We start from the raw sequence: 18,837 nt of genomic DNA on the forward strand, positions 1-18,837 counted from the left end.
CTCAGGCGGGCACAGAAACTGAGTGAATCATGGCCGCAGAGTGATCAACCTGAGAGCGCTGACGAAGCTGGAGCGCAATCGCATCCCAGAACGCAGCCCGATCAGCAAGCACCTGCCTGCGAACCGTACGAACCGTCTGATGCGCAGCAGGGTCGCTTCCGGCCAGGGTGAGCACCATCGTTTCCGCCAACGGCCCATGGCTGTCGCCGTCCAGAGCGATGTGGCGCTCGAGATACCAACGCAGGGTCGGGCAGGGCAGCTCCAACACAATCAACCGATCGAGCAGCCCACTAAAGAGATCGGGCACCAAGAGCTCCCGGCCATAGGCAAACGCCGCTGCCAGCGCGTGCACTTCCCCGGAGGCGATCAACGCCTGGGTGGTGCGCAGGAAATGGGCCGCCGGCGCTGGCATGTCCGGATGGTGCAACGCAGAAGCGAGCTCACCGCGCGACGCCGACTCCAACACCGCATCGATCACCGAGGTGTCCGCACCGATCTCCACCATCGCGCGTCGATAGATCGCGAAATGACAGAGATGCAGCGGCCCTCCAAGACTGTCAGGCAGCACATCACATTCCTCTTCCGCCACCAGGCTGTTCACCAGACCTGCGATCTCGGGATGGCGCGGCGGCACCCAGGGGACACCGGAAGGCGCCAAATGCTGCTGCAAGGACTTGAGCAGCAGCATGAAATCCCACACCGCAAACACGTGGTGTTCCATGAACAGCCGCAGGTCCGCGATGGACGTGATCGCCTGCGGCAGTGGATGACGGTGCAGCTCCATCAACTCAGAGTCCCAGCTCCGTCAAACCCGGAAAATCATCCGGGCGCGGGCCATCTCCCCAGGTGAACAAGCGGTCACCTTCAGCGATCGCCACGTCATTAATGCTGGCTTCGCGACGACGCATCAAGCCGTTCTCGGCGAATTCCCAGTTTTCGTTGCCGTGGGCCCGGAACCATTGCCCCGCGGTGTCGTGCCACTCGTACTGAAAGCGAACCGCAATCCGGTTGTCGCTGTAAGCCCAGACTTCTTTGATCAGCTTGTAATCCAGCTCCTTGGCCCATTTGCGCTGCAGGAACGCCAGGATTTCAGCGCGGCCGCGGATGAACTCACTGCGATTCCGCCAGACGCTGTCTTCGGTGTAAGCCAGTGAGACCTTGTCGGGATCCTTGCTGTTCCAAGCATTTTCCGCCATGCGCGCTTTCTGGCAGGCGGTCTCCAGGGTGAATGGGGGAAAGGGAGGTTTTCCAGACATCAAAAAATAAACCGTTAAAAGTGATAATCAGTTCAGCTGACCGATCACACGAACCGTGTCATCGGAGCTGTAGCGGGAGACCCATTGAAGAAGCTGGGATTCTTCTTCATCTGCACGTGTGCAAGCAAAACCATAACGCGCACGAACCCGCTCAGACGCAGCGCGTAGAGCTTCAACTCCGCGCGCTTCAAGCTCAGAAACCAACAGTGAATCTCCAGCTTGAAAATAATCGAGAATCACCGTCGAAGGCGAATACAACGTACTGGATTGCCCATCTGGCCACTCCAGCTGAAAGCGAACTTCAGGCATTGATCAATGCTCAATCCAAATATTTTGCACATCAACATTGCCCATGACTGTCTCATCGAACACAGCCAAAACCAGTCAACGCATCAGTGCCATCCCAGAAGTGATGCGTGTCACCTGAATGGTTCACAACCACACTGCAATCACCCGAGGCAAAGTACCCAACACGGCAGCAAATCAGCGTCGAATCGCGTGAGGCCAGCTGCGCCAAGGCGGCCGTACGCGATGGGTCCGCAGCCAGCATGTAGCCGAAACTGGGGAAGCAAGTCAGCCAGGCCTCGTCGTGGATGCCTTCCGGTCGTTCCACGGCGTCGAGGTCAAGGATCAACTGATGACCACATGCCTCGGCAAACATCACAGCGGTGCCGATGAGGCCTCCCATGCTGATGTCTTTCGCCGCGTGAACCAGCTGTTCCGCAGCCAGCATGGGAAGCAAGGCAAGTTGCGAACGAAGACGCTCGGGCGGGGCATGGGTCGCAGCATCCCAGAAGGGGTAGTGGCGATAGAAGCCTCCTGCCTTGTTCACCAGCATCCACAGCTCATCACCTGGACGTGCTGCGCGAGCAGACAGCACAGGACCCTCCGCCACCCCCAGAACAGACACCGAAAGCGCCTGATAAGAGCTCTGCTGGTTGGAGTGGCCACCCACCATCGGAACACCGAAGCGATCACAGGCAAATCGCATTCCCTCCATCAAGGCGCTGATGTCTTCAGTGCCCGTGCTCCAGACACTGTTCACCAGCGCCAGGGGACGGCCACCCATGGCTGCGATGTCACTGAGGTTGACCAAGACCCCACTCCAGCCGGCAAACCATGGGTCCTCTTCTACCAATCCGGGATGCATCCCCTCACAGGCCAGCAACAGCTGGCCGGTCTGAGCAGGCAGCACAGCCGCGTCATCACCCAGCATCCCGGCCAGTCCCAGCTGCGGAAAGGGCTGATGGCAAAAGGTGGCAGCGGCCGAGCGAATATCGCGCTTCGCCAACAGGCCGCTGGTGCTGCGCAAGGCGTTCACAAGACCCACGTCATTCACGCCGCAGTTGACAAGTGATGCGAGGCGATCGGCCGTTGCTCACGGGAGGGCAGGTAGTAGCCAAGATCCGCTTCCATCAGGTGATGGCGAATGCCCCGGATCTCAAGTTCATCGATCGAGGACCAGTGCAAGCGGCGGAAAAAACGGACGTTCTGAATCTGCACCGTGGCCAGGAAGCGATCACATCCCCAACCATTGGCCGTGGTGACAGCTTTCCAAATCAAACCCTTGCCAATTTGGTTATGACGACGGAAATCGGAATGCACGCCAAGACGTCCGCCATACCAAAGTCGCGGTTCCGTCTCCACAATCCGCACCACGCCAACCACATCTGTTTCGGCGCCATCGTCATGCCCCCGCTCTGAGCTGTGATGCAACGCCGCTATCGGGTAGGCGATCGCATCAAGCTCGTCACGATCAGACTCTTCAAACACGTGCTGCTCGCTGCAGAAGATGCTGCGCCGCAAGGACCAATACCCCTGGTTCAGTGACGACTCGGCCCGCAGAAGATGAAAGGTAAAACGATTGGAACTCGCGGTGGGAGACAGACGGAAATCATCGGCATCGATGCCGATGCCAGCGCGCACAGACGGCGTGAACAGATGAGGTGCGGAACTGACGCTGCGGCCAATGCCGCAGCTGCTGGGATCAAGACACGAGACCATGACTACGACACTTGCTCGAACAACGAGAGTGCGGAGCAAGCCCCGCATTTGGCACAACCAGCGGACATCTGCTCGGAACGCAGATCCCCCGCATTCAGCATCGCGGCAACACCCTGATACACATCGACCATGAAGGAGCTGTCCGGCGATGGATGGCTCTCCAGCGGTGTTCCAGAAATCGGCACGAAGGGCACAACAAAGGGGTAGACCCCGAGTTCAATCAAACGGCGGCTGCAGTCGAGCAAGGCCTCCTTGCTGTCACCCAGGCCGGCCAGCAGATACGTGGACACTTCACCGCGACCGAACACCGCAACGGCATCCGCGAAGGCCTCGTAGTAGCGCTCAAGACTGAGCTCCGATTTCCCGGGAAGGATCCGACGCCGCACCTCCGGCTCCACCACCTCCAGGTGCATGCCGAGACTGTCAATTCCAGAGTCCTTCATGCGCTGATACCAGCGCGGATCTTCCGGCGGTTCACACTGGCCCTGGATCGGGAGATTCACACGACGCTTGACGGCTTCAGCGGTTTCAGCCATCACACGGGCTCCGCGATCGTCACTGTTGGGCGTTCCGGTAGTCATCACCAATTGCTTGACCCCGTCCAGCCGGACAGCCGCTTCCGCCACTTCCGCCACCTGTTCGGGCGTCTTGCGCACCAAGGCCCCATCCTCGATCGATTGTTCAATCGCACAGAACTGGCACGACTGGGATCGATCCCGAAAACGAATGCAGGTCTGCAGCAACGTGGTGGCCAACACATCCTTGCTGTGCAGCAAGGCAATCGATCGGTAGGAGATTCCGTCGGCTGTGCTCAGGCCGTAAAACGCTGGTTCCCGTGGGGTTGTGACATCAGGAGAGCACTGCTGCTCGGGTCCCTCAATCGCAAGTGCAGCACCGGAGGATGCCAACTTGTAGGGAGATGCTGCGGAGGCATCGTTGTAAACGGGCACCATCACGGTGGTGCCATCGAAATCCAAGGCACGGTGGTCGGAGGGACCCGCACCTCCCCGTCGCCCCGGGTTGCCCTTCACAGGGTCAACCCGAACCCCATGCACCTGCAATTCCGTCACCAGGCGTCCAAGCTCAGACATGGTTCAACGCCTCCATCGAGGACAGGCCATCGGGAGCTGTAGCCGGCTCCAAAAGAGCCGATGCAGTCGACATGTCTTGAACGGGAACCGCAGGCGAACTGTTGATCTGCAATGACAGCAGTTCGGGGCGGCTGTAATGCCCGACGCTGTCCATCATCCGTTTGCGCTTGGTGATCAGGGCAAGATCGAGATCGGCGATTGCCAACCCCTCACCATCCGGCAAGGGGCCTGCCAGATACCGGCCCTCAGGACTGATCACAGCGGTGTGACACCCCCCTTGAAACGCCTTGTGAAGCCCCGACTCCGACGTGATCGACGCGTAGTCGTCGGGGTGCAACCAACCGGTGGAACAGATCACGAAACAGCCGGCTTCAAGCGCGTGATGGCGCATGGTGACGGCGGTCTGTTCCGAGAAGATCGGGCCCACCAAGGAGCCCGGGAACTGAGCGCAGTGGATCTCCTCCCCCTGGGCCATCAAGGCGTAACGAGCCAGAGGGTTGTAGTGCTCCCAGCAGGCCAGAGCGCCGACACGAGCCAACGGCGTCTGCACCACCTTGAGACCTGAGCCGTCCCCTTGGCCCCAGACCATCCGCTCGTGATAAGTCGGCGTGATTTTCCGCCGCTTCAGAACCAGTTCGCCACAGCTGTTGAACAACAACTGCGTGTTGTAAAGCGTTCCACCGTCACGCTCATTGACGCCCAACAAAACCTGCATGCCGTGCTGACGGGCAGCAGCCGCCACGGCATCGGTGACGGGACCAGGAACCACCACAGCCTGCTCATACAGAGCCAGATGGGATCGCCCCATCAAAACCGGGGGTTCAACAAACGAGAAATAGGGGTAATAGGGCAGAAATGTTTCAGGAAAAACAATCAGTTCAACACCTTGAGCCGCGGCTTCGGCCATGGCATCCAGCACTCTTTGCAGGGATCCGTCCAGGCTGAACAGCACGGGACGGATCTGCGCGGCAGCAACTTTGACTGTGGTCACAGTGGAGAGCCTCCGGAAAAAATCAGAGCGTCCAGGTGTCAAGAATGAAGGCGCCTTCCTTGCGATGCATCAAGACGATGTCGAGCACATCCAGTGGATTCACGGGCGTGATCCCAGGCATCAGTGCTTTTTCACCGTGACCATATAAAGCCTGTAAGGCAAAGCGACAGGCGTACACCTTTCCCCCTTGATCCATAAATTTCTGCAGTCGTGCGTTGAAGTTCAGATGACCATCAAACGCAGCATCTCCAAGCTTGGGAAAGCCGCGCATCACCCCCAGCGTGACGCCAGGACCGTAAAGCAGAACTGAGGTTTCAAAGCCCTTGTTGATCAGACGACTGGCTTGGAGGAGATTGACCAGGCCGATCGAGCCCTCGAAAGCAACGGTATGGAATGTGACAAGAGCCTTTTCTCCAGGCTCGGCTTTCACATCAGGAAAAACCTTTTCCTCGTAGTCAACAAGGAAATCACCAGGCTGATTAGCGGGACGATCTACAGCAGGCATGTAAAGTTTCCATAAGCATATCAATCGTGACTCCAGCGATGCCTCCAGCGATGTGCTTGTTGCAACAAAATCATCGACAAAAGCAGATTCATCGATTCGCGATTTAGTGCTTTTCACTACAGCCTTTTCAGGCTGCATAGAAATAGTGTTTAAAAGGTAATTGGCGAAAATCGCTGAGAGTGATGTCTCCATTCAATTCATCACCTCAGCGGCGTTCAGCAGTCATTATTGGAGCCGGCCAGGCAGGACTTTCTGCTGCCTACGCCCTGCAGCAACAAGGGATACGACCGCTCGTTCTCGAGAAGAACCGTGTGGCATACGCCTGGGACCAACAGCGCTGGGATTCCTTCTGCTTGGTCACACCGAACTGGCAGTGCCGTCTTCCCGACTTTCCTTACGACGGTGATCAGCCCGACGGCTTCATGAGCAAGGCGTCGATCGTGGATTATCTCCAGCGCTTCGCTCAGCACGTCAACGCCGACCTTCGCGAAGGCGTGGCCGTCTCGCGGTTGCAACCCATCGTGAACGGGTATCGGCTCGACACCAGTGAGGGAGTTATCGAAGCCGAACACGTCATCGTTGCCACTGGGGGTTACCACATCCCCCGACGTCATCCATTCGCCGAACGCCTACCAGCATCTGTGCAGCAACTGGATGCTCGGTCCTACCGCAACCCCGAGGCACTCCCCGACGGTCCGGTGCTGGTGGTCGGCAATGGCCAATCCGGCAGTCAGATCGCTGAAGACCTTCACCTGGCAGGTCGTTCCGTGCATCTGAGCGTGGGCCGAGCCCCGCGATCTCCGCGTCGCTATCGCGGCAAAGACGTTGTGGATTGGTTGGATCGCATGGGCTACTACGCCATGCCGATCAGCGATCACACGGATCCACGCTCGGTTCGAGCCAAGACCAATCACTACCTCACTGGCCGAGACGGCGGGCGCGAGATTGATCTACGACAACGGGCGAAGGAGGGCATGCATCTGCATGGCCGACTCTCGAACATCTCACGCGAACACATCGGTTTCGCAGATGACCTAGCCAGCAATCTTGATCAAGCCGATGCGGTGTATTGCCGCATCCGCACCAGCATTGACAGCTGGATCGAACAGGAAGGGATCGATGCACCGACCGAACCGGCGTATTCCCCCTGCTGGCAGCCGTCTGCCATGGAAGACCCAGGAATTGATCTGAGCTCACAGCCGCTCGCTGCAGTGATCTGGTGCACGGGTTATCGCAGTGACTTCAGCTGGATTGAGGCGCCCGTTTTTGATGGGAGTGGATTGCCGGCCCACGATCGCGGCGTCACCCAAAGCGCCGGCCTTTATTTCATTGGCTTGCCTTGGCTGCACACCTGGGGCTCCGGGCGCTTCTGCGGCGTCAGCGACGATGCTTGTTATCTCGCCCAAGTGATCAATCTGCGTTTGCAGCGCCGTGATGCCTGCCAAGAGCGCCTGGAATGCACGGCAATCTTGGGTTCATAGGAGGGAAAGCAGAACACTGTCCCAGTGGAATGCGCCTCAACGCTCGCACCACTCCGATCGATCAATCCACCAGAAACTCACTGCGCAACGCGCGGGCATCCTGAATGCGCTGTTCCAGGGCCAGCTGTCGCAAGCGGCGCTGCAACCACGTCTTCAATCGAGTGGACGCCACCGATTTGTTGAGGAGAGCGTCGGACGGCTCCGGATCACCGAAGGGAATGGTCATCGATCCACACCGGTGCTTAACCCTAGGCAGAGGCATCGATTGGGTGACGGCATCAAACGTGGGCATCCAGACGGCGACGGGCATCTGCCTGCGTGCGGCGGATGGCAGCTCTCACAGGCAGAAGACAGGCGAACACATTGGCCACCATCAACACCAAGTTCACAGCCGCTCCAATCCAGAAGTTCACCGTCTCGGCTTCTGAAAGCCCTCCGAAGACAAATGACTCAGGGTTGTAAGGAAACAACTGGGCAGTCATTGCGGCAACGCCAATCGTGATCAGCAGCACGACAAATCGTGCGACGGCATCCCACAGCAAAGGTGTGATTGTGCGCCGGGTGATTGCGTAATAGATGCCAGCAAAAGGCAAAACTGCATGTGCAAACACCCAGGGCCAGACACGATCGCGAAGGCGAAGCTCCAGAGCACGCTGTCGACTTGATTGCTGAGCATCCTCTGCCGAGCGTTGCTGCAGGGCTCGGTGATCGGCGCGAACGGCGGGGATCGCCTCAACGAGGGTCCCCATCACCAGCAGGCCAACTCCGAATTGCAGGATCGGATCCAACCGCCACCCCTGAAAAAAGAGGATCGACGCCACAAGCGGCAGGGCGATGCAGCGTCCGGCCAGGGTGACTAGAAGCCAGGCCAACCCGAGCCCCTGAAGCGACTCGCGCGGTTGACCCCGATCCATCGACACATCGAAGCGGCGCAACGACACCACGAGGGCCGGAACCCAGAGGGCCATGAGCACCAATCCCCAGATTGAGGCCCAGTTCAGACTGGCGTTCACCATCAGCAGCTCCGCGCTGCTGCCATCTTGCCCAGGCCGAAGGGCTTGGCATCCGGCTCGAATGCGTGTTCATGCCGATTGTTTTTCACCGGCAGCGGATCTATCTCTGTGTTCATTGATACAGGAGGGTCCGATGACGGATGCCACTCCACCGCAGCAGCTGGGCCGATCGATCTGAGAGGGAGGTCCTTCATTGGCGCCCAGCGCGAGCCCCCCTCTGCCATCGCAGACACCGGAGACACCATGCTGATCAACAAGCAACAGAAAAGCGTCCAAACCGGCGAGCCGCTGCTGAACACCGTCAGCGCCTCAATGGAATGCCAGGCCCGCAACGATCGTCAAACCTATTTCTCGATCACCCGAAGCCTTGTGAAGGCCCAGTTTCAATTGGCTGACCAGGAACTGAGCCAACGGCTCTGGCAAGACGTGGCTGACCGCGACCTCGAAGTGGGGCGGATCATTCATCTGATGTATGGATGCTGGTTTCACGGCGACGACGAAGCCATGACCGAAACCGACGATCAGTTCCTGTCGATGAGCATGTCGTAGATCCCGGACACCAATTCACCCCTGTGTATCCGCGCGAACGACACAGGGGTTGACCTCGGCGCTATAAAAAGTCTGTAGCAACCGCTACTTACAACGTTCACCTCACAGCTCGTGAGGCGCAGTTCGACTCAGGCCATGGAACGGGGACCTGAGCTTGCTTCGAGGAACCCTCATGACCCTGACCTATCGCGGCCAGAAGTACGTCGTCAACAACGCTCCCGCCGAGCGCAAGCAGTCGGGCAACGTCGTCTATCGCGGTCAGAAGCTCACCAGCAAGTGACCCTCTGACAGGCATTCGCCGAACCACAAGGCCCCACCGCGGTGGGGCTTTTTCATGCCCAGAGGCAGGTCTCTTAGCAAGATCCAGCTGAGATTTAGGCTGGCGAATTCACGCCTACTCCATGAACGAGGCCCGGAAGTTCAGAATCGCTTTTGCCAAACAGGGAACCAACGCCATCAGCAACGGCAGCATCATCCAGGCCCTCGACCTTGAATCCGCCCGCAAAATCGCCAAAACGATGGCGTCTCACCGAGAGGAAGTGGTGTTCGTGAAGCAGTGCCACTAGGTGCGGACCGAGCTCAGAACAACTGCTCTTCCGCCTCCGCTTCGATCTTGCAATCACTTTTGGGATAAGCAACGCAGAGCAGACCGAAGCCCTGCTCCATTTGCTCATCATCCAGAAAGCTTTGATCGCTTTGGTCCAGATCACCAGCAACCACCTTGCCAGCGCAGGTGGAGCAAGCTCCCGCACGGCAAGAGTAGGGAAGTTCGACACCGGCCTCCTCCGCCGCATCAAGGATGTATTGATCCCCAGCACACGTGAAAGTCTGCTCGGACTCCTTGCCGATCATGGTGATAGTGAATGAAGCCATGGGTTGATGAGGCAGATATCCATCACAGTCATTCACACCCACCAAATTGACGAACAATTGGCGCATTCTCTTTGGGATCACGTCATCAAACGAGGATATGTATCAACAGTGACGAAACTTTCAAAGCCATGATTGCATTGGCACAACAACACAAACCGCTTGAACATTCCACAAGCCGTGTCGTACTGGCTGATGCCCGACCAACAGAGCGAGCCCGCACTGGAGCGGCTCTCTGACTGCGCGCAACAACAGATGAACGGCTGCCGGCTGCCGCCGCACATCACCCTCTACAGCGACCATCTCGACAGCCCCGAGCGCGCCATCGAACGCCTGGTCGCCACCGCAGATCAGCAGCCACCCATCCGGCTTCAGCCACAAGCGATCGAAGCCGGTGCCCTGTTCACGCAGAGCCTGGTAATCCGCTTCAGCGTTGAGGCGCGTGAACAGGCTGCCCATGCCGCGTTGCAGACGTGTTGCGAGCACCTGCGCCAACGCTCAGCCAATGCGCTGGGTTATCGGTTGGATCCTCACCTGAGCTTGCTGTACAGCCATGACGCCTTGCCAATCAGACAAGCCTGCGCGACCGCTTTAATACCCCCTGCAACCTGCCTGCGCTTCGATCGCATCAGCGCCGTCAGCCATCCGCTGCGCATCCAAACAATCGACGACATCGCCGCATTCACCACACTCACCACCCAACAGCTGAACTGATCGCACAGCCACTTACAGGCTGGCCAGCAAAGCCTCCGAGCCATTCCACAGAGCCGCCGCTTTCGCCAGGTCAGCTGCTTCAGCACTGGTGTCGACCGGCTCAAAACGATGCACACCAGGTCTCAGCAGCTGGTTGCTGCGGTAGCTGAATCCCGGCGTAGCAAGCGCATCGTCGAGGCACAGCTCCGCCAGCAATTCACCGGCGCGGGGCAGCGATTCGGTCAACCGCAGCAGGTCGCGGGCCACAAACGCAAAGGCCGCCATCCCAAGAGGATTCTGCTGGCGGCTGTAGCGGAAAAAGCCCCCCGAGTCGCGCGCAATCACCAGCCCCGGGCTCCAGGCCATCACTGGGATGGTGCCCGCAAGCCTCCGGTTCAGTTCCCGCGCCAGCAGCACATTGCAGAGCTTGCTGTCCTTGTAGGCCTTGTCGCCATCGAACACCGCACTGCCATCCAGCATCGGAGCACCAACGCCGTGATCCAGACCGCTGAGATCACCAAGCCCAGCTGGCTTTCCCACCCTGCCGCCACCACTGTCGGGGTTGTGCACTTCCGAAGCGGTGATCACCACCCGCGGCCTGGAGGCAGCCCTGAGCAGAGGCAGCAAGGCCGTTGCCATCACCTGATGCGCCAGCTGATTCACCGCGAAGGTGAGCTCAATCCCCTGAACGCTCCAGCGGGGCTGCCGCTCACCGGTGTATTGGAGGCCGGCATTGAGCACCAAGGCATCCAGAGGCACACCCTGCTCAAGCAACTGAGCCGTGGTTACCTGCACCGCATCGAGATCCGCCAGATCGCAGATCAGGATTTGCGCGGCACCTGAGAGAGTCCGCAGGGTGTGGTCGGCGCGGGCCTGATTGCGACAGACAATCGTGAGTGCATGCCCGCGCGCCGCCATCTGTTTCGCCGCCTCAAGACCGATGCCCGAACTCGCTCCAGTGAGCAGGAGCCGGCGGGGTTCAGCGGAAGCCATGGAGCAGGGTCAAAGGACGATCGGAGGCCGCACCGCCGGGTGCCGGAACGACAGACCCGAAGATAACTTTTACCGGAAGGAAATTGCCTCCATGGCGATCACTCAGCACAAGCGAAAGATTGCCTTTAAAACCATCAGCAACCCAACCCGTCAATTCAATCATGAATGATCGGCAGGGTCATTCATGAACCGACGCGTTGCACCTGCACTGTTAACCAGTTGGCTGCTTCTGGTGACGCTGACGTTGGCCGCTCAGAGATCAGGCCAGAGCGCCATCATTCGCCATACCAAGGATGGCTACAGCACCCAAGTGGGCACACCGCTTACTGGGATGCATGAACTTCAAGTCGCTCAACGCTTCATCACATCCGAACGCGCCTTCAATGCGTTCTTCATGAGCGAATTTGATTTCTGGGATGCACGCATCCTCGCCGACTACTGGGACCTGAACATTCGCAATTCCAAACTGAACATCGGCCGCAAACTGATCAGAAATCAACAGAACGGAACACTGGATCTCGCCATTAACAGCCTCAACAGTCAGGTTCGACGCGCCAGGGAGCAGTATTTGCGCAGCGTGCGTTATGGCAATCCATCCACCTACGCGCTCTATCTGGAGTACTACACCTACAACGACGCCAGACGTCTTGCCCAACTCTGGAACAACGGCAACGCATCACCGCGACAAATTGCCGAAGCCAAATACGCCATCGATCGAGGCCTGGCCCTTGGCAATTACGACTTCATCGAAGCATCCCTGAAACGGGCCAGGCAGATGGACTGATTGACACACCGAGTGATGGATCTGTTCTGGAAAATCGGATTTGAGATTGAACTTCTCGCCCCGAAAGGCCTCTCAAGACAAGATCTTGCCGAAGCCATTGCAGACCGGCATCAAGGCCGCGTCGAGCGGATGTTTCACCAACAGGTGGAGCCGTCCCACGTGCCTGGCCATCCGATCTTTGAAAACCTGACGCTGGGATATAGGGCACTCGACAGCGAGGGGCGCTGGATCGCCCACTGCGTGGATGACCTCACACTCCAGGATGATCTGGACAAATCCCACCCCCCCAGGCCGGGGTGGTATCGAATCGTCAGCGATGACGCCCGCTTTCTGCAGCTGATCCTCTGCCACTGCAACCCCGATCATCCGATCGACCGAGTGCTGCAGGATCTGGCACGGTTGTTTCACACCACCCTGCATCGCGACGCGTCCGGCATGTGCCGTGTGTGTGATGCCAGCGGCCAATCGGTGGCGATCGCCGCTCCCTTGCCTGGCGAGCGGGAACGGCCCTGCGAGCTGGTCACAGCGCCCATCGCTCAAAACCACAGCCGGCATTTATCCGCCCTGCTCGATGTGGCCCAACAGCTGAACTTTGCAATCCCCAGCGAGGGAGCCACACATCTGCACTTTGATGCCACACGCCTGTGCACAACGCAACGGCTAAAACAACTGGTGCTGGTGTTTTCACATTGGCAAGACACCTTCAACAGGCTGTTTCGTCCCAACCCGCGCTGCCGAAGGCTGGGACCCTGGCCTGCTCAGCTGCTGGAGCGGGTTTGCAGCCCTGACTTTGAGCGGCTTGCCTGGAGTGATGCCTGCAGAGCTCTGGGACAACTGCCGCTGACCAAATACTGCGACTACAACCTCATCAACATCGTCACGCAGAACAAAGCCAAACCCACCTTGGAAGTGCGCAACCTGCCGGCAACGCTTGATTCAGGCTGGATCCTCTCCGTTGCCTCCGTGATCGAATCACTGCTGATGTTGATCTGTTCTGAGGATGCCGCTCAGACGCAGGAGCGGCTCCTGGCCACACCGCCAACAGTGGAGTCATTGCTGGCCTTGGTTGAAGCCTCTCCAGCAGTGAAGGCACAGTTGCACAGCAGCCTTTGCAGTGATTCCGTTCAACCCGTGGCAGCGAGCTTGAACACATAGAGCCGTGCATCGCGATCGCTCACCACGTACACATGGCCACGCTCGGGATCAACCGCGACGCCCTCTGCCTTGCGCACCAAACGGCGCTTGCCGTCGTCAATCTCCAGATCAAGCCGTTGCAGCACCACGTCCTGCTCCCAGTCGTAGTGAAACAGGCACCGCCCTTGATCACTGACGATCCACAGGCTGTCGTTGCGGGGGTCGTAGCTCAGACCGGAAAAATCGAGCTTGTCTGGGCCAACCTTCGGATGGGAGAAGCCATTGGCTGCGCCAAGACAGCGTGACGAAAGGATCGAGCGGCACTGCGCATCCAGCTCAATCAGCAACCCGGGCTGGGATTCCTTCACCACAAACACATGCCCGTTTACCGGGTTGACGGTGATCCCCTCCAGCCCTTTGTTGTCGGGACGCTCCGGAAAATGCTCTGCCACGGCGTCGTAATTGGCCATTGCTGCGAGGGGTTGGCGTTGCCGCTCACAGCGGGCTGCGATATCGATGATCAGCACCGCATTGGTCTCTTCCTGCACCGCGAAGAGTTGCGTGCCATCGGCACTGAGTGCGATTCCTTCCAAACCGGCCTCGCTGATGAAGAACGACCGCTGCAGCAACACCTGCCCCTTGAGGTCGAGGCAGAAGATCGCCTTAGTGTCGTCGCAGACGGTGTAGAGCGCTGTGCGGTCTGCATTGAGCGTGAGCCCTGAAGGTTCGTTCAGACCGATCCCGGGATCACCGATGCGATGACTACTAATCAACTCGAGGCGGCATGAACCCATCAACGCCCTTGCCAACGACTTCTCCGATTCTGGACGCAGCGACCAGCAACAACCGGGCGTCAATCGGAGTTGCCATCGCGATCAATCTTCCCATCACTGCTGAGCCAATCAACGCAGAAGCGAGTAGTGGTGGTCAGGATGCGACAGCCGCGATGCCTGCCTCAACGCCACAAGCTGATGAGCTGATTCTCTATCCCAACAAGTTCAAATGGGCCTTCTACGTAGTTCTCAGCATCGGCTTCAGCTGGCTGATGATCTCTCTGCAAAGCCAACATCCAGCCATGCGTGGCTGGCTGGCCTTCGGAGCCGTGTTCTTCATCTTCTGCGCTGTGGTTTGCGCCATCCAGCTATGGCCCGATAGCGCGTGGCTGAAACTGAACGGCGATGGCTTGCACTACAGCGTGCTGTTTCGCCGCTTTCACTACCCATGGAGCGAGATCAAGCGCTTCGGGATTGTTGAGGTCGACACCCAGTACGGCTCAGAATCATTGGTGAGCTTCTGGGTCGAACCCAACGACCGATGCATCAGCCTGAATGATTCTTTCGGGAAAAAACCTGGACAGCTGGTGGAGATCCTTGAAAGCCACTGGAAACGGGCCTGTGGAGATCCCTGATGTGCGGGCAACGCTGTGACCGCAAGATCTTGAACACGCAGACTTGAACGCGATCCAGGCATGCGTTAAACCGTTCGTAGCGTTACAAACGCCATCCAAACTCACACGAAGATGGAGGTCTGGGGGGACACCATCTCCGCTGTGACCTCGCAGCCCTGCGATCAGTCACCCATGCATTTCTGCACGGATGGCTGCTGGCTGGCGGATCACTTCACAATTGGTTAGGAGCACTGCTGGCGATCATTCGTTTCATCAATCAAGCCGGTAACAAGCAAGACAATCTGACCACTTGATGGCGACTCTTCCCGTTCAGTGCAATGGCCAGTCACGGTGATCACAGGCCTGCACCATGGCTGTTCGGAAAATGGCTGTTCGGAAAATGGCTGTTCGGAAAACGGCTGTTCGGCAATTGGCTGTTCCGGCTTTGGAAGGTGTACTGGCTGACGTTTCATCTGGTGCTCAAGACTCTGGCTCGCGTCCTGCCATTTCCGCAGCCAACGCTGCTGATCGGCAGTGACTCCCTGCATTCCTTGGGGGATGTTCTGCAACAACGTGGCTGGACACGCCCTCTGCTGGTCAGCGACAGGCAGCTGATGCGATTGCAGCTGCCGGCACCGCTGATCAATGCACTCGCCGGCGCTGGCATGCACTGCACCATCTTCGACGCGGTGCCGGAAAATCCCACCATCGCCAGTGTGGAAGCAGGACTGCGCCGCTTTCAGGCGACGGGTTGCGACAGCCTCATCGCCATCGGCGGCGGCTCAGTGATGGACTGCGCCAAGGGAATCGCCGCACGTGCCGGCAACCCCTGGCTGCCGCTGCAATGGATGGAAGGACTGTTCAAGGTGATTGGCCCGACGCCACCGCTGACCTGCATCCCCACCACAGCAGGCTCCGGCTCAGAAGCCACCATCGCCGCTGTGTTCACAGACCCGACCCAAGCGCGCAAATTCGCGATCGCGGACCTCAAGCTGATGCCCAGGGTCACAGTGATCGATCCACAGCTTTTGCTGACGCTGCCCCCCTCCATCACTGCGGCTGGAGGCATGGATGCCCTCACCCATGCCGTGGAGTCCTTCATCGGCCGCAACGGCAATGCCTGGAGCCGAAACAAAGCATGCTCAGCATTGCGACGCATTCACCGTTCGCTGCTGAATGCCTACCGACAGGGAGACGACCTGCCGGCACGCCTCGACATGGCCCTAGCCGCCCATGAAGCCGGCGAAGCCTTCACACGCACCAATGTCGGCTACGTGCACGCCATCGCCCATGCCATTGGCAGCCGCTATGGACTCCCCCATGGCTTGGCCAATGCAATCGCGCTGCCCCCTGTGCTGCGCTGGTCTCAGCCAGCCTGCAAGTCCCAACTGGCCGAACTGGCCCGCACGATCGCGCTGGGCGACGCCCAAGCCAGCGACACAGAGCTGGCAACACAGTTCATCCGCTGGGTAGAGGAACTCAACCGACAACTCAACGTTCCGCCGGTCGTGCATGAACTGCAGGACACTGACATCCCAGTGCTCTGCCGAAGCATCCTGCAGGAAGCCCATCCGGACTACCCAGTCCCCAGACTGATGACCCCAAGCGACTGTGCGTCGGTGATGCGAGAGATGCTTGAACCGACGCGATGATTCCTCACCAGACAGGCTCAACCACGGACCAACCGTTGCGAACCAGCTGCTTCCAGAGCGCAACAGCGTCTTCGTAGCGCATCTGCCGCCGCGATTTCAGCAGAGCGGGTTCTCCGTCAGCCATTCCCCTGCCGTGATCAACGAACACCCTGACATCACGAATCCAGCTGTCGGGATCCTTGTGAAAGCGCACGGCCCAGAAGCACTGAGGGTCTTGAAGCCAACCGTCCATCGCTTTCGAAGAAGTACAAATGTACTTATACATCTGATCGAGGTGCGCTGCAGCTGCTACCACCAGAGCAGTGAACGATCACGGTGCCATGACTGCGCAGACCAAGATCGCACTCGAGGAGCACTTCTCGATCCAGGAGCTTCTGCCCACACCAGCAGAACTGGAGTTCTTCGATCCTCAGGTGCTGAACCGGATTGAACCCTTGCTGCCCGAGCTGGCTGATCAGCGACTGACGGCCATGGACCGAGCGGGGATCGAGATCGCCGTTCTCTCCCAGACCGCACCCGGGATTCAGACGGTCGCCAGCTCCAGTGAAGCCTCAGTGCTGGCCAGACGAGCTAACGACGCACTGCAGGCGGCGATTCAACAGCAACCACGACGCTTCCGAGGCTTTGCAGCATTGAACCTGCAGGATGTGGAGACAGCCTGCGCTGAGCTGAAGCGCTGCGTCACTGAGTTGGGATTTGTCGGCGCCCTCATCAATGGCAGCAGCCATGGCGACTATCTCGACCACCCCCGCCTAGAGCCGCTCTGGTCAACGCTCGAAGAACTTGCAGTGCCGCTCTATCTGCACCCTGGACTTCCCACCAACCAACCCGCCTCGATGGTGAGAGAACTGGACGGAGCCACCTGGGGCTGGTCATTCGACACCGCCACCCATGCACTGCGCTTGATCGTGAAAGGGGTGTGCGACAAACATCCAAAGGCCAGGGTGATCCTGGGACACATGGGTGAAAACCTGCCCTTCTACCTCTGGAGATTGGACAGTCGCTATGCAACCACGCGCTATCGCCAGGCCATCAGCAGTTCACCCAGCGAGATCTTCCGGCGACACTTTTTCATCACCACCTCAGGCGTCTGCGATGACGCAGCTCTGCAGTGTTCGATCGACACACTTGGCGCTGATCGAATCATGTTCTCAACGGATTACCCCTACGAAGACATCGCGCTAGCAGGCCGCTGGATCGATCAAGCACCGATTGATCCCCTAACAAAAACCATGATCTGTCGAACAACAGCGCAGACATTGCTGCGCATCACTCCTGATCAGGATTGAGGCCAAGCTGCTGCAATCGATCAAACAGATCAGGGTCGGCCACGATGACCCTGCGACTGCCATCTTCAGCCATGTAGGTCAGCCTCCCATTGGCATCCAGCGTCAACGCGGTCATCGGCGTGATCGGCTCGGGATCAACCATGGGGGCTTTCATGAAACAACAACGTTGCACCAGCGAGGCCACCAGACCAGGTTGAAACAACCTGCGCTGATGGCCTCGCAACTCCGATGGATCAAGAGCGGTAGAGGAACTTGCCACCGTACATACGGCGATAGGCAGCATTACCGGCGTTCTTGACAGCCTTGGTGTAGCAGAAGCCACCACCATCAACGGAACCGGGAGCAACGTTGAAGATGCTGAGATCCTTGTTCAGACGTCTGATCAGCATGCTGCCGGAATACATGATGTTTTCGGAGCTGCCGTTCGCGGGCGTGAGATCGGCCATGCCAACGAAAGTGGAGCAAGCTGCCCGTGCTTCGGACTTGAAGCCGCGCAGATAAGGCACGGTGTCGGTACCAAAGGTTTCGAGATATTCCTCGGAATGAACAATGCTGTCGACGAAGGCATCAAAGCCCTGGCCAGCAATGATCTGAATGGCTGCGCTGATCTCGGCCTGACTAATCGGAGGACGACCCAGCAGATGCTTCATCGTCAGCTCAACGCCGCGGATCGGCGAAACGGCATGGAAGAACTTTTGCTTATAGAGATCTGATTTCACAAGCCCTGCCATGAAATCACGAACGCTGATGCGGCCATCACGCAGGAAAGCTTCTTCAGAAGCCAGGCGCTGGTTACCGGTGATTCCGATGTTGCCAAAAACCTGCTTGTAACCAGCAGTAATCGCGGCTTCAAGAGCACCATTCCCAGTGGCTGCATAGGAGTGGTTGACTGCCGAGAAGGGGCAGACTTCATGCAAACGGGGACCTGCACCAATGCCCATCGAAGCGCATTGATTTTCTTTAAATTGTGCAGGTGAAGTGGCTGCCTTGCCCTGATTGGAACTGGCACTCTTGGTCGCATCTTTAGAATTTGCATGCGCAAAAGAGACACGATCTTGATGAGTGAAGTCCCGCTTGTACTTGACAGCAGCCATGTGGATTAATGAAATAATCGAAATCATGTTATTGCGATCGCGACGTCACAC

General features: G+C 58.4%; 27 protein-coding genes. 11 read left to right on the forward strand and 16 right to left on the reverse strand.

Annotated features, from left to right (window positions below; all coding sequences use genetic code 11):
- Position 1: 1 nt before the first annotated feature.
- Genes SynNOUM97013_RS08015 through SynNOUM97013_RS08050 form a run of 8 tightly spaced genes read right to left on the reverse strand, consistent with a single transcriptional unit; the run spans position 2 to position 5,847 of the window.
- Complete coding sequence (locus SynNOUM97013_RS08015) at positions 2-784, reverse strand: DUF3050 domain-containing protein (RefSeq protein WP_186479271.1); 783 nt, start codon at positions 782-784, stop codon at positions 2-4.
- A 4-nt stretch (positions 785-788) separates the two neighbouring features.
- Positions 789-1,256 carry a nuclear transport factor 2 family protein gene (locus SynNOUM97013_RS08020; protein ID WP_186479272.1) on the reverse strand — a complete coding sequence of 156 codons (468 nt, stop codon included), beginning with the start codon at positions 1,254-1,256 and terminating at the stop codon, positions 789-791.
- Between the two features lie 27 nt (positions 1,257-1,283).
- Positions 1,284-1,565 carry an MSMEG_0570 family nitrogen starvation response protein gene (locus tag SynNOUM97013_RS08025; protein WP_186479273.1) on the reverse strand — a complete coding sequence of 94 codons (282 nt, stop codon included), beginning with the start codon at positions 1,563-1,565 and terminating at the stop codon, positions 1,284-1,286.
- A gap of 52 nt (positions 1,566-1,617) precedes the next feature.
- A complete protein-coding gene (locus tag SynNOUM97013_RS08030) occupies positions 1,618-2,595 on the reverse strand; it encodes a sll0787 family AIR synthase-like protein (RefSeq protein WP_186479274.1) in 978 nt (325 codons plus the stop codon).
- Entirely contained in the window at positions 2,592-3,260 is a 669-nt protein-coding gene (locus SynNOUM97013_RS08035; RefSeq protein ID WP_186479275.1) for an MSMEG_0567/Sll0786 family nitrogen starvation N-acetyltransferase, read from the reverse strand. Before SynNOUM97013_RS08035 ends, SynNOUM97013_RS08030 begins: the two co-directional genes overlap by 4 nt.
- Positions 3,261-3,262: 2 nt before the next feature.
- The gene (locus SynNOUM97013_RS08040; RefSeq protein WP_186479276.1) at positions 3,263-4,351 is read right to left on the reverse strand and encodes an MSMEG_0568 family radical SAM protein; all 1,089 of its coding nucleotides are present in this window, start codon (positions 4,349-4,351) and stop codon (positions 3,263-3,265) included.
- Positions 4,344-5,342 carry a Nit6803 family nitrilase gene (locus SynNOUM97013_RS08045; protein WP_186479277.1) on the reverse strand — a complete coding sequence of 333 codons (999 nt, stop codon included), beginning with the start codon at positions 5,340-5,342 and terminating at the stop codon, positions 4,344-4,346. The genes SynNOUM97013_RS08040 and SynNOUM97013_RS08045 overlap by 8 nt, the downstream gene beginning before the upstream one ends.
- A gap of 22 nt (positions 5,343-5,364) precedes the next feature.
- Positions 5,365-5,847: an MSMEG_0572/Sll0783 family nitrogen starvation response protein gene (locus SynNOUM97013_RS08050; protein WP_006041142.1), complete on the reverse strand. Its 483-nt coding sequence runs from the start codon at positions 5,845-5,847 to the stop codon at positions 5,365-5,367.
- Positions 5,848-6,029: 182 nt separating this feature from the next.
- Between SynNOUM97013_RS08050 and SynNOUM97013_RS08055 the strand changes: the two genes are divergently transcribed.
- Positions 6,030-7,328: an MSMEG_0569 family flavin-dependent oxidoreductase gene (locus SynNOUM97013_RS08055; protein WP_186479278.1), complete on the forward strand. Its 1,299-nt coding sequence runs from the start codon at positions 6,030-6,032 to the stop codon at positions 7,326-7,328.
- Positions 7,329-7,389: 61 nt separating this feature from the next.
- Here SynNOUM97013_RS08055 and SynNOUM97013_RS08060 read toward each other — a convergent pair whose 3' ends face one another.
- Complete coding sequence (locus SynNOUM97013_RS08060) at positions 7,390-7,638, reverse strand: hypothetical protein (RefSeq protein WP_186481665.1); 249 nt, start codon at positions 7,636-7,638, stop codon at positions 7,390-7,392.
- On the reverse strand, positions 7,607-8,344 hold the full coding sequence (locus SynNOUM97013_RS08065; protein WP_186479279.1) for a hypothetical protein: 738 nt from the start codon (positions 8,342-8,344) through the stop codon (positions 7,607-7,609). The genes SynNOUM97013_RS08060 and SynNOUM97013_RS08065 overlap by 32 nt, the downstream gene beginning before the upstream one ends.
- Positions 8,345-8,449: 105 nt before the next feature.
- On the opposite strand from SynNOUM97013_RS08065, the gene SynNOUM97013_RS13860 reads away from it, so the two are divergent.
- The 3 genes from SynNOUM97013_RS13860 to SynNOUM97013_RS08080 all read left to right on the forward strand — a co-directional run bounded on the left by SynNOUM97013_RS13860 (position 8,450) and on the right by SynNOUM97013_RS08080 (position 9,456).
- Complete coding sequence (locus tag SynNOUM97013_RS13860) at positions 8,450-8,890, forward strand: hypothetical protein (protein ID WP_370586415.1); 441 nt, start codon at positions 8,450-8,452, stop codon at positions 8,888-8,890.
- A 172-nt stretch (positions 8,891-9,062) separates the two neighbouring features.
- Positions 9,063-9,170, forward strand: a complete 108-nt coding sequence (locus SynNOUM97013_RS08075) for a DUF4278 domain-containing protein (protein ID WP_186479280.1) — start codon at positions 9,063-9,065, stop codon at positions 9,168-9,170.
- 121 nt (positions 9,171-9,291) lie between these two features.
- Complete coding sequence (locus SynNOUM97013_RS08080) at positions 9,292-9,456, forward strand: hypothetical protein (RefSeq protein WP_186479281.1); 165 nt, start codon at positions 9,292-9,294, stop codon at positions 9,454-9,456.
- Positions 9,457-9,469: 13 nt separating this feature from the next.
- Here SynNOUM97013_RS08080 and SynNOUM97013_RS08085 read toward each other — a convergent pair whose 3' ends face one another.
- The gene (locus tag SynNOUM97013_RS08085) at positions 9,470-9,763 is read right to left on the reverse strand and encodes a 2Fe-2S iron-sulfur cluster-binding protein (protein WP_186479282.1); all 294 of its coding nucleotides are present in this window, start codon (positions 9,761-9,763) and stop codon (positions 9,470-9,472) included.
- A gap of 159 nt (positions 9,764-9,922) precedes the next feature.
- On the opposite strand from SynNOUM97013_RS08085, the gene SynNOUM97013_RS08090 reads away from it, so the two are divergent.
- Positions 9,923-10,474, forward strand: coding sequence for a 2'-5' RNA ligase family protein (locus tag SynNOUM97013_RS08090; RefSeq protein ID WP_255442662.1), 552 nt, complete (start codon positions 9,923-9,925; stop codon positions 10,472-10,474).
- Between the two features lie 12 nt (positions 10,475-10,486).
- Here the strand turns inward: SynNOUM97013_RS08090 and SynNOUM97013_RS08095 are convergent, their stop codons facing one another.
- Positions 10,487-11,446 carry an SDR family NAD(P)-dependent oxidoreductase gene (locus SynNOUM97013_RS08095; protein ID WP_186479283.1) on the reverse strand — a complete coding sequence of 320 codons (960 nt, stop codon included), beginning with the start codon at positions 11,444-11,446 and terminating at the stop codon, positions 10,487-10,489.
- Here SynNOUM97013_RS08095 and SynNOUM97013_RS13645 point away from each other — a divergent pair.
- Genes SynNOUM97013_RS13645 through SynNOUM97013_RS08105 form a run of 3 tightly spaced genes read left to right on the forward strand, consistent with a single transcriptional unit; the run spans position 11,445 to position 13,385 of the window.
- Entirely contained in the window at positions 11,445-11,615 is a 171-nt protein-coding gene (locus SynNOUM97013_RS13645) for a hypothetical protein (RefSeq protein WP_222929818.1), read from the forward strand. The two genes, SynNOUM97013_RS08095 and SynNOUM97013_RS13645, sit on opposite strands and share 2 nt — an antisense overlap.
- A gap of 15 nt (positions 11,616-11,630) precedes the next feature.
- Positions 11,631-12,230 carry a hypothetical protein gene (locus SynNOUM97013_RS08100; protein ID WP_186479284.1) on the forward strand — a complete coding sequence of 200 codons (600 nt, stop codon included), beginning with the start codon at positions 11,631-11,633 and terminating at the stop codon, positions 12,228-12,230.
- Between the two features lie 15 nt (positions 12,231-12,245).
- Positions 12,246-13,385, forward strand: coding sequence for an amidoligase family protein (locus tag SynNOUM97013_RS08105; RefSeq protein ID WP_186479285.1), 1,140 nt, complete (start codon positions 12,246-12,248; stop codon positions 13,383-13,385).
- Here the strand turns inward: SynNOUM97013_RS08105 and SynNOUM97013_RS08110 are convergent.
- On the reverse strand, positions 13,355-14,158 hold the full coding sequence (locus tag SynNOUM97013_RS08110) for an SdiA-regulated domain-containing protein (protein ID WP_186479286.1): 804 nt from the start codon (positions 14,156-14,158) through the stop codon (positions 13,355-13,357). The genes SynNOUM97013_RS08105 and SynNOUM97013_RS08110 overlap by 31 nt on opposite strands.
- An 8-nt stretch (positions 14,159-14,166) precedes the next feature.
- Between SynNOUM97013_RS08110 and SynNOUM97013_RS08115 the strand changes: the two genes are divergently transcribed.
- Both SynNOUM97013_RS08115 and SynNOUM97013_RS08120 read left to right on the forward strand, forming a co-directional pair.
- Positions 14,167-14,772 (forward strand): hypothetical protein, encoded by a 606-nt coding sequence (locus tag SynNOUM97013_RS08115; protein WP_186479287.1) that lies wholly within the window; start codon positions 14,167-14,169, stop codon positions 14,770-14,772.
- 317 nt (positions 14,773-15,089) lie between these two features.
- A complete protein-coding gene (locus SynNOUM97013_RS08120; RefSeq protein WP_186479288.1) occupies positions 15,090-16,403 on the forward strand; it encodes an iron-containing alcohol dehydrogenase in 1,314 nt (437 codons plus the stop codon).
- A gap of 4 nt (positions 16,404-16,407) precedes the next feature.
- Here SynNOUM97013_RS08120 and SynNOUM97013_RS08125 read toward each other — a convergent pair whose 3' ends face one another.
- Positions 16,408-16,635, reverse strand: coding sequence for a DUF1651 domain-containing protein (locus tag SynNOUM97013_RS08125; RefSeq protein WP_186479289.1), 228 nt, complete (start codon positions 16,633-16,635; stop codon positions 16,408-16,410).
- A gap of 88 nt (positions 16,636-16,723) precedes the next feature.
- On the opposite strand from SynNOUM97013_RS08125, the gene SynNOUM97013_RS08130 reads away from it, so the two are divergent.
- Positions 16,724-17,692 carry an amidohydrolase family protein gene (locus SynNOUM97013_RS08130; protein ID WP_186479290.1) on the forward strand — a complete coding sequence of 323 codons (969 nt, stop codon included), beginning with the start codon at positions 16,724-16,726 and terminating at the stop codon, positions 17,690-17,692.
- On the opposite strand, the gene SynNOUM97013_RS08135 is transcribed toward SynNOUM97013_RS08130, so the two are convergent.
- Positions 17,673-17,951 (reverse strand): hypothetical protein, encoded by a 279-nt coding sequence (locus SynNOUM97013_RS08135; protein ID WP_186481666.1) that lies wholly within the window; start codon positions 17,949-17,951, stop codon positions 17,673-17,675. The two genes, SynNOUM97013_RS08130 and SynNOUM97013_RS08135, sit on opposite strands and share 20 nt — an antisense overlap.
- A complete protein-coding gene (locus SynNOUM97013_RS08140) occupies positions 17,926-18,786 on the reverse strand; it encodes a phycobilisome rod-core linker polypeptide (RefSeq protein ID WP_186479291.1) in 861 nt (286 codons plus the stop codon). The genes SynNOUM97013_RS08135 and SynNOUM97013_RS08140 overlap by 26 nt, the downstream gene beginning before the upstream one ends.
- Positions 18,787-18,837 lie beyond the last annotated feature (51 nt).

Source organism: Synechococcus sp. NOUM97013, assembly GCF_014279815.1.
Classification (GTDB): domain Bacteria; phylum Cyanobacteriota; class Cyanobacteriia; order PCC-6307; family Cyanobiaceae; genus Synechococcus_C.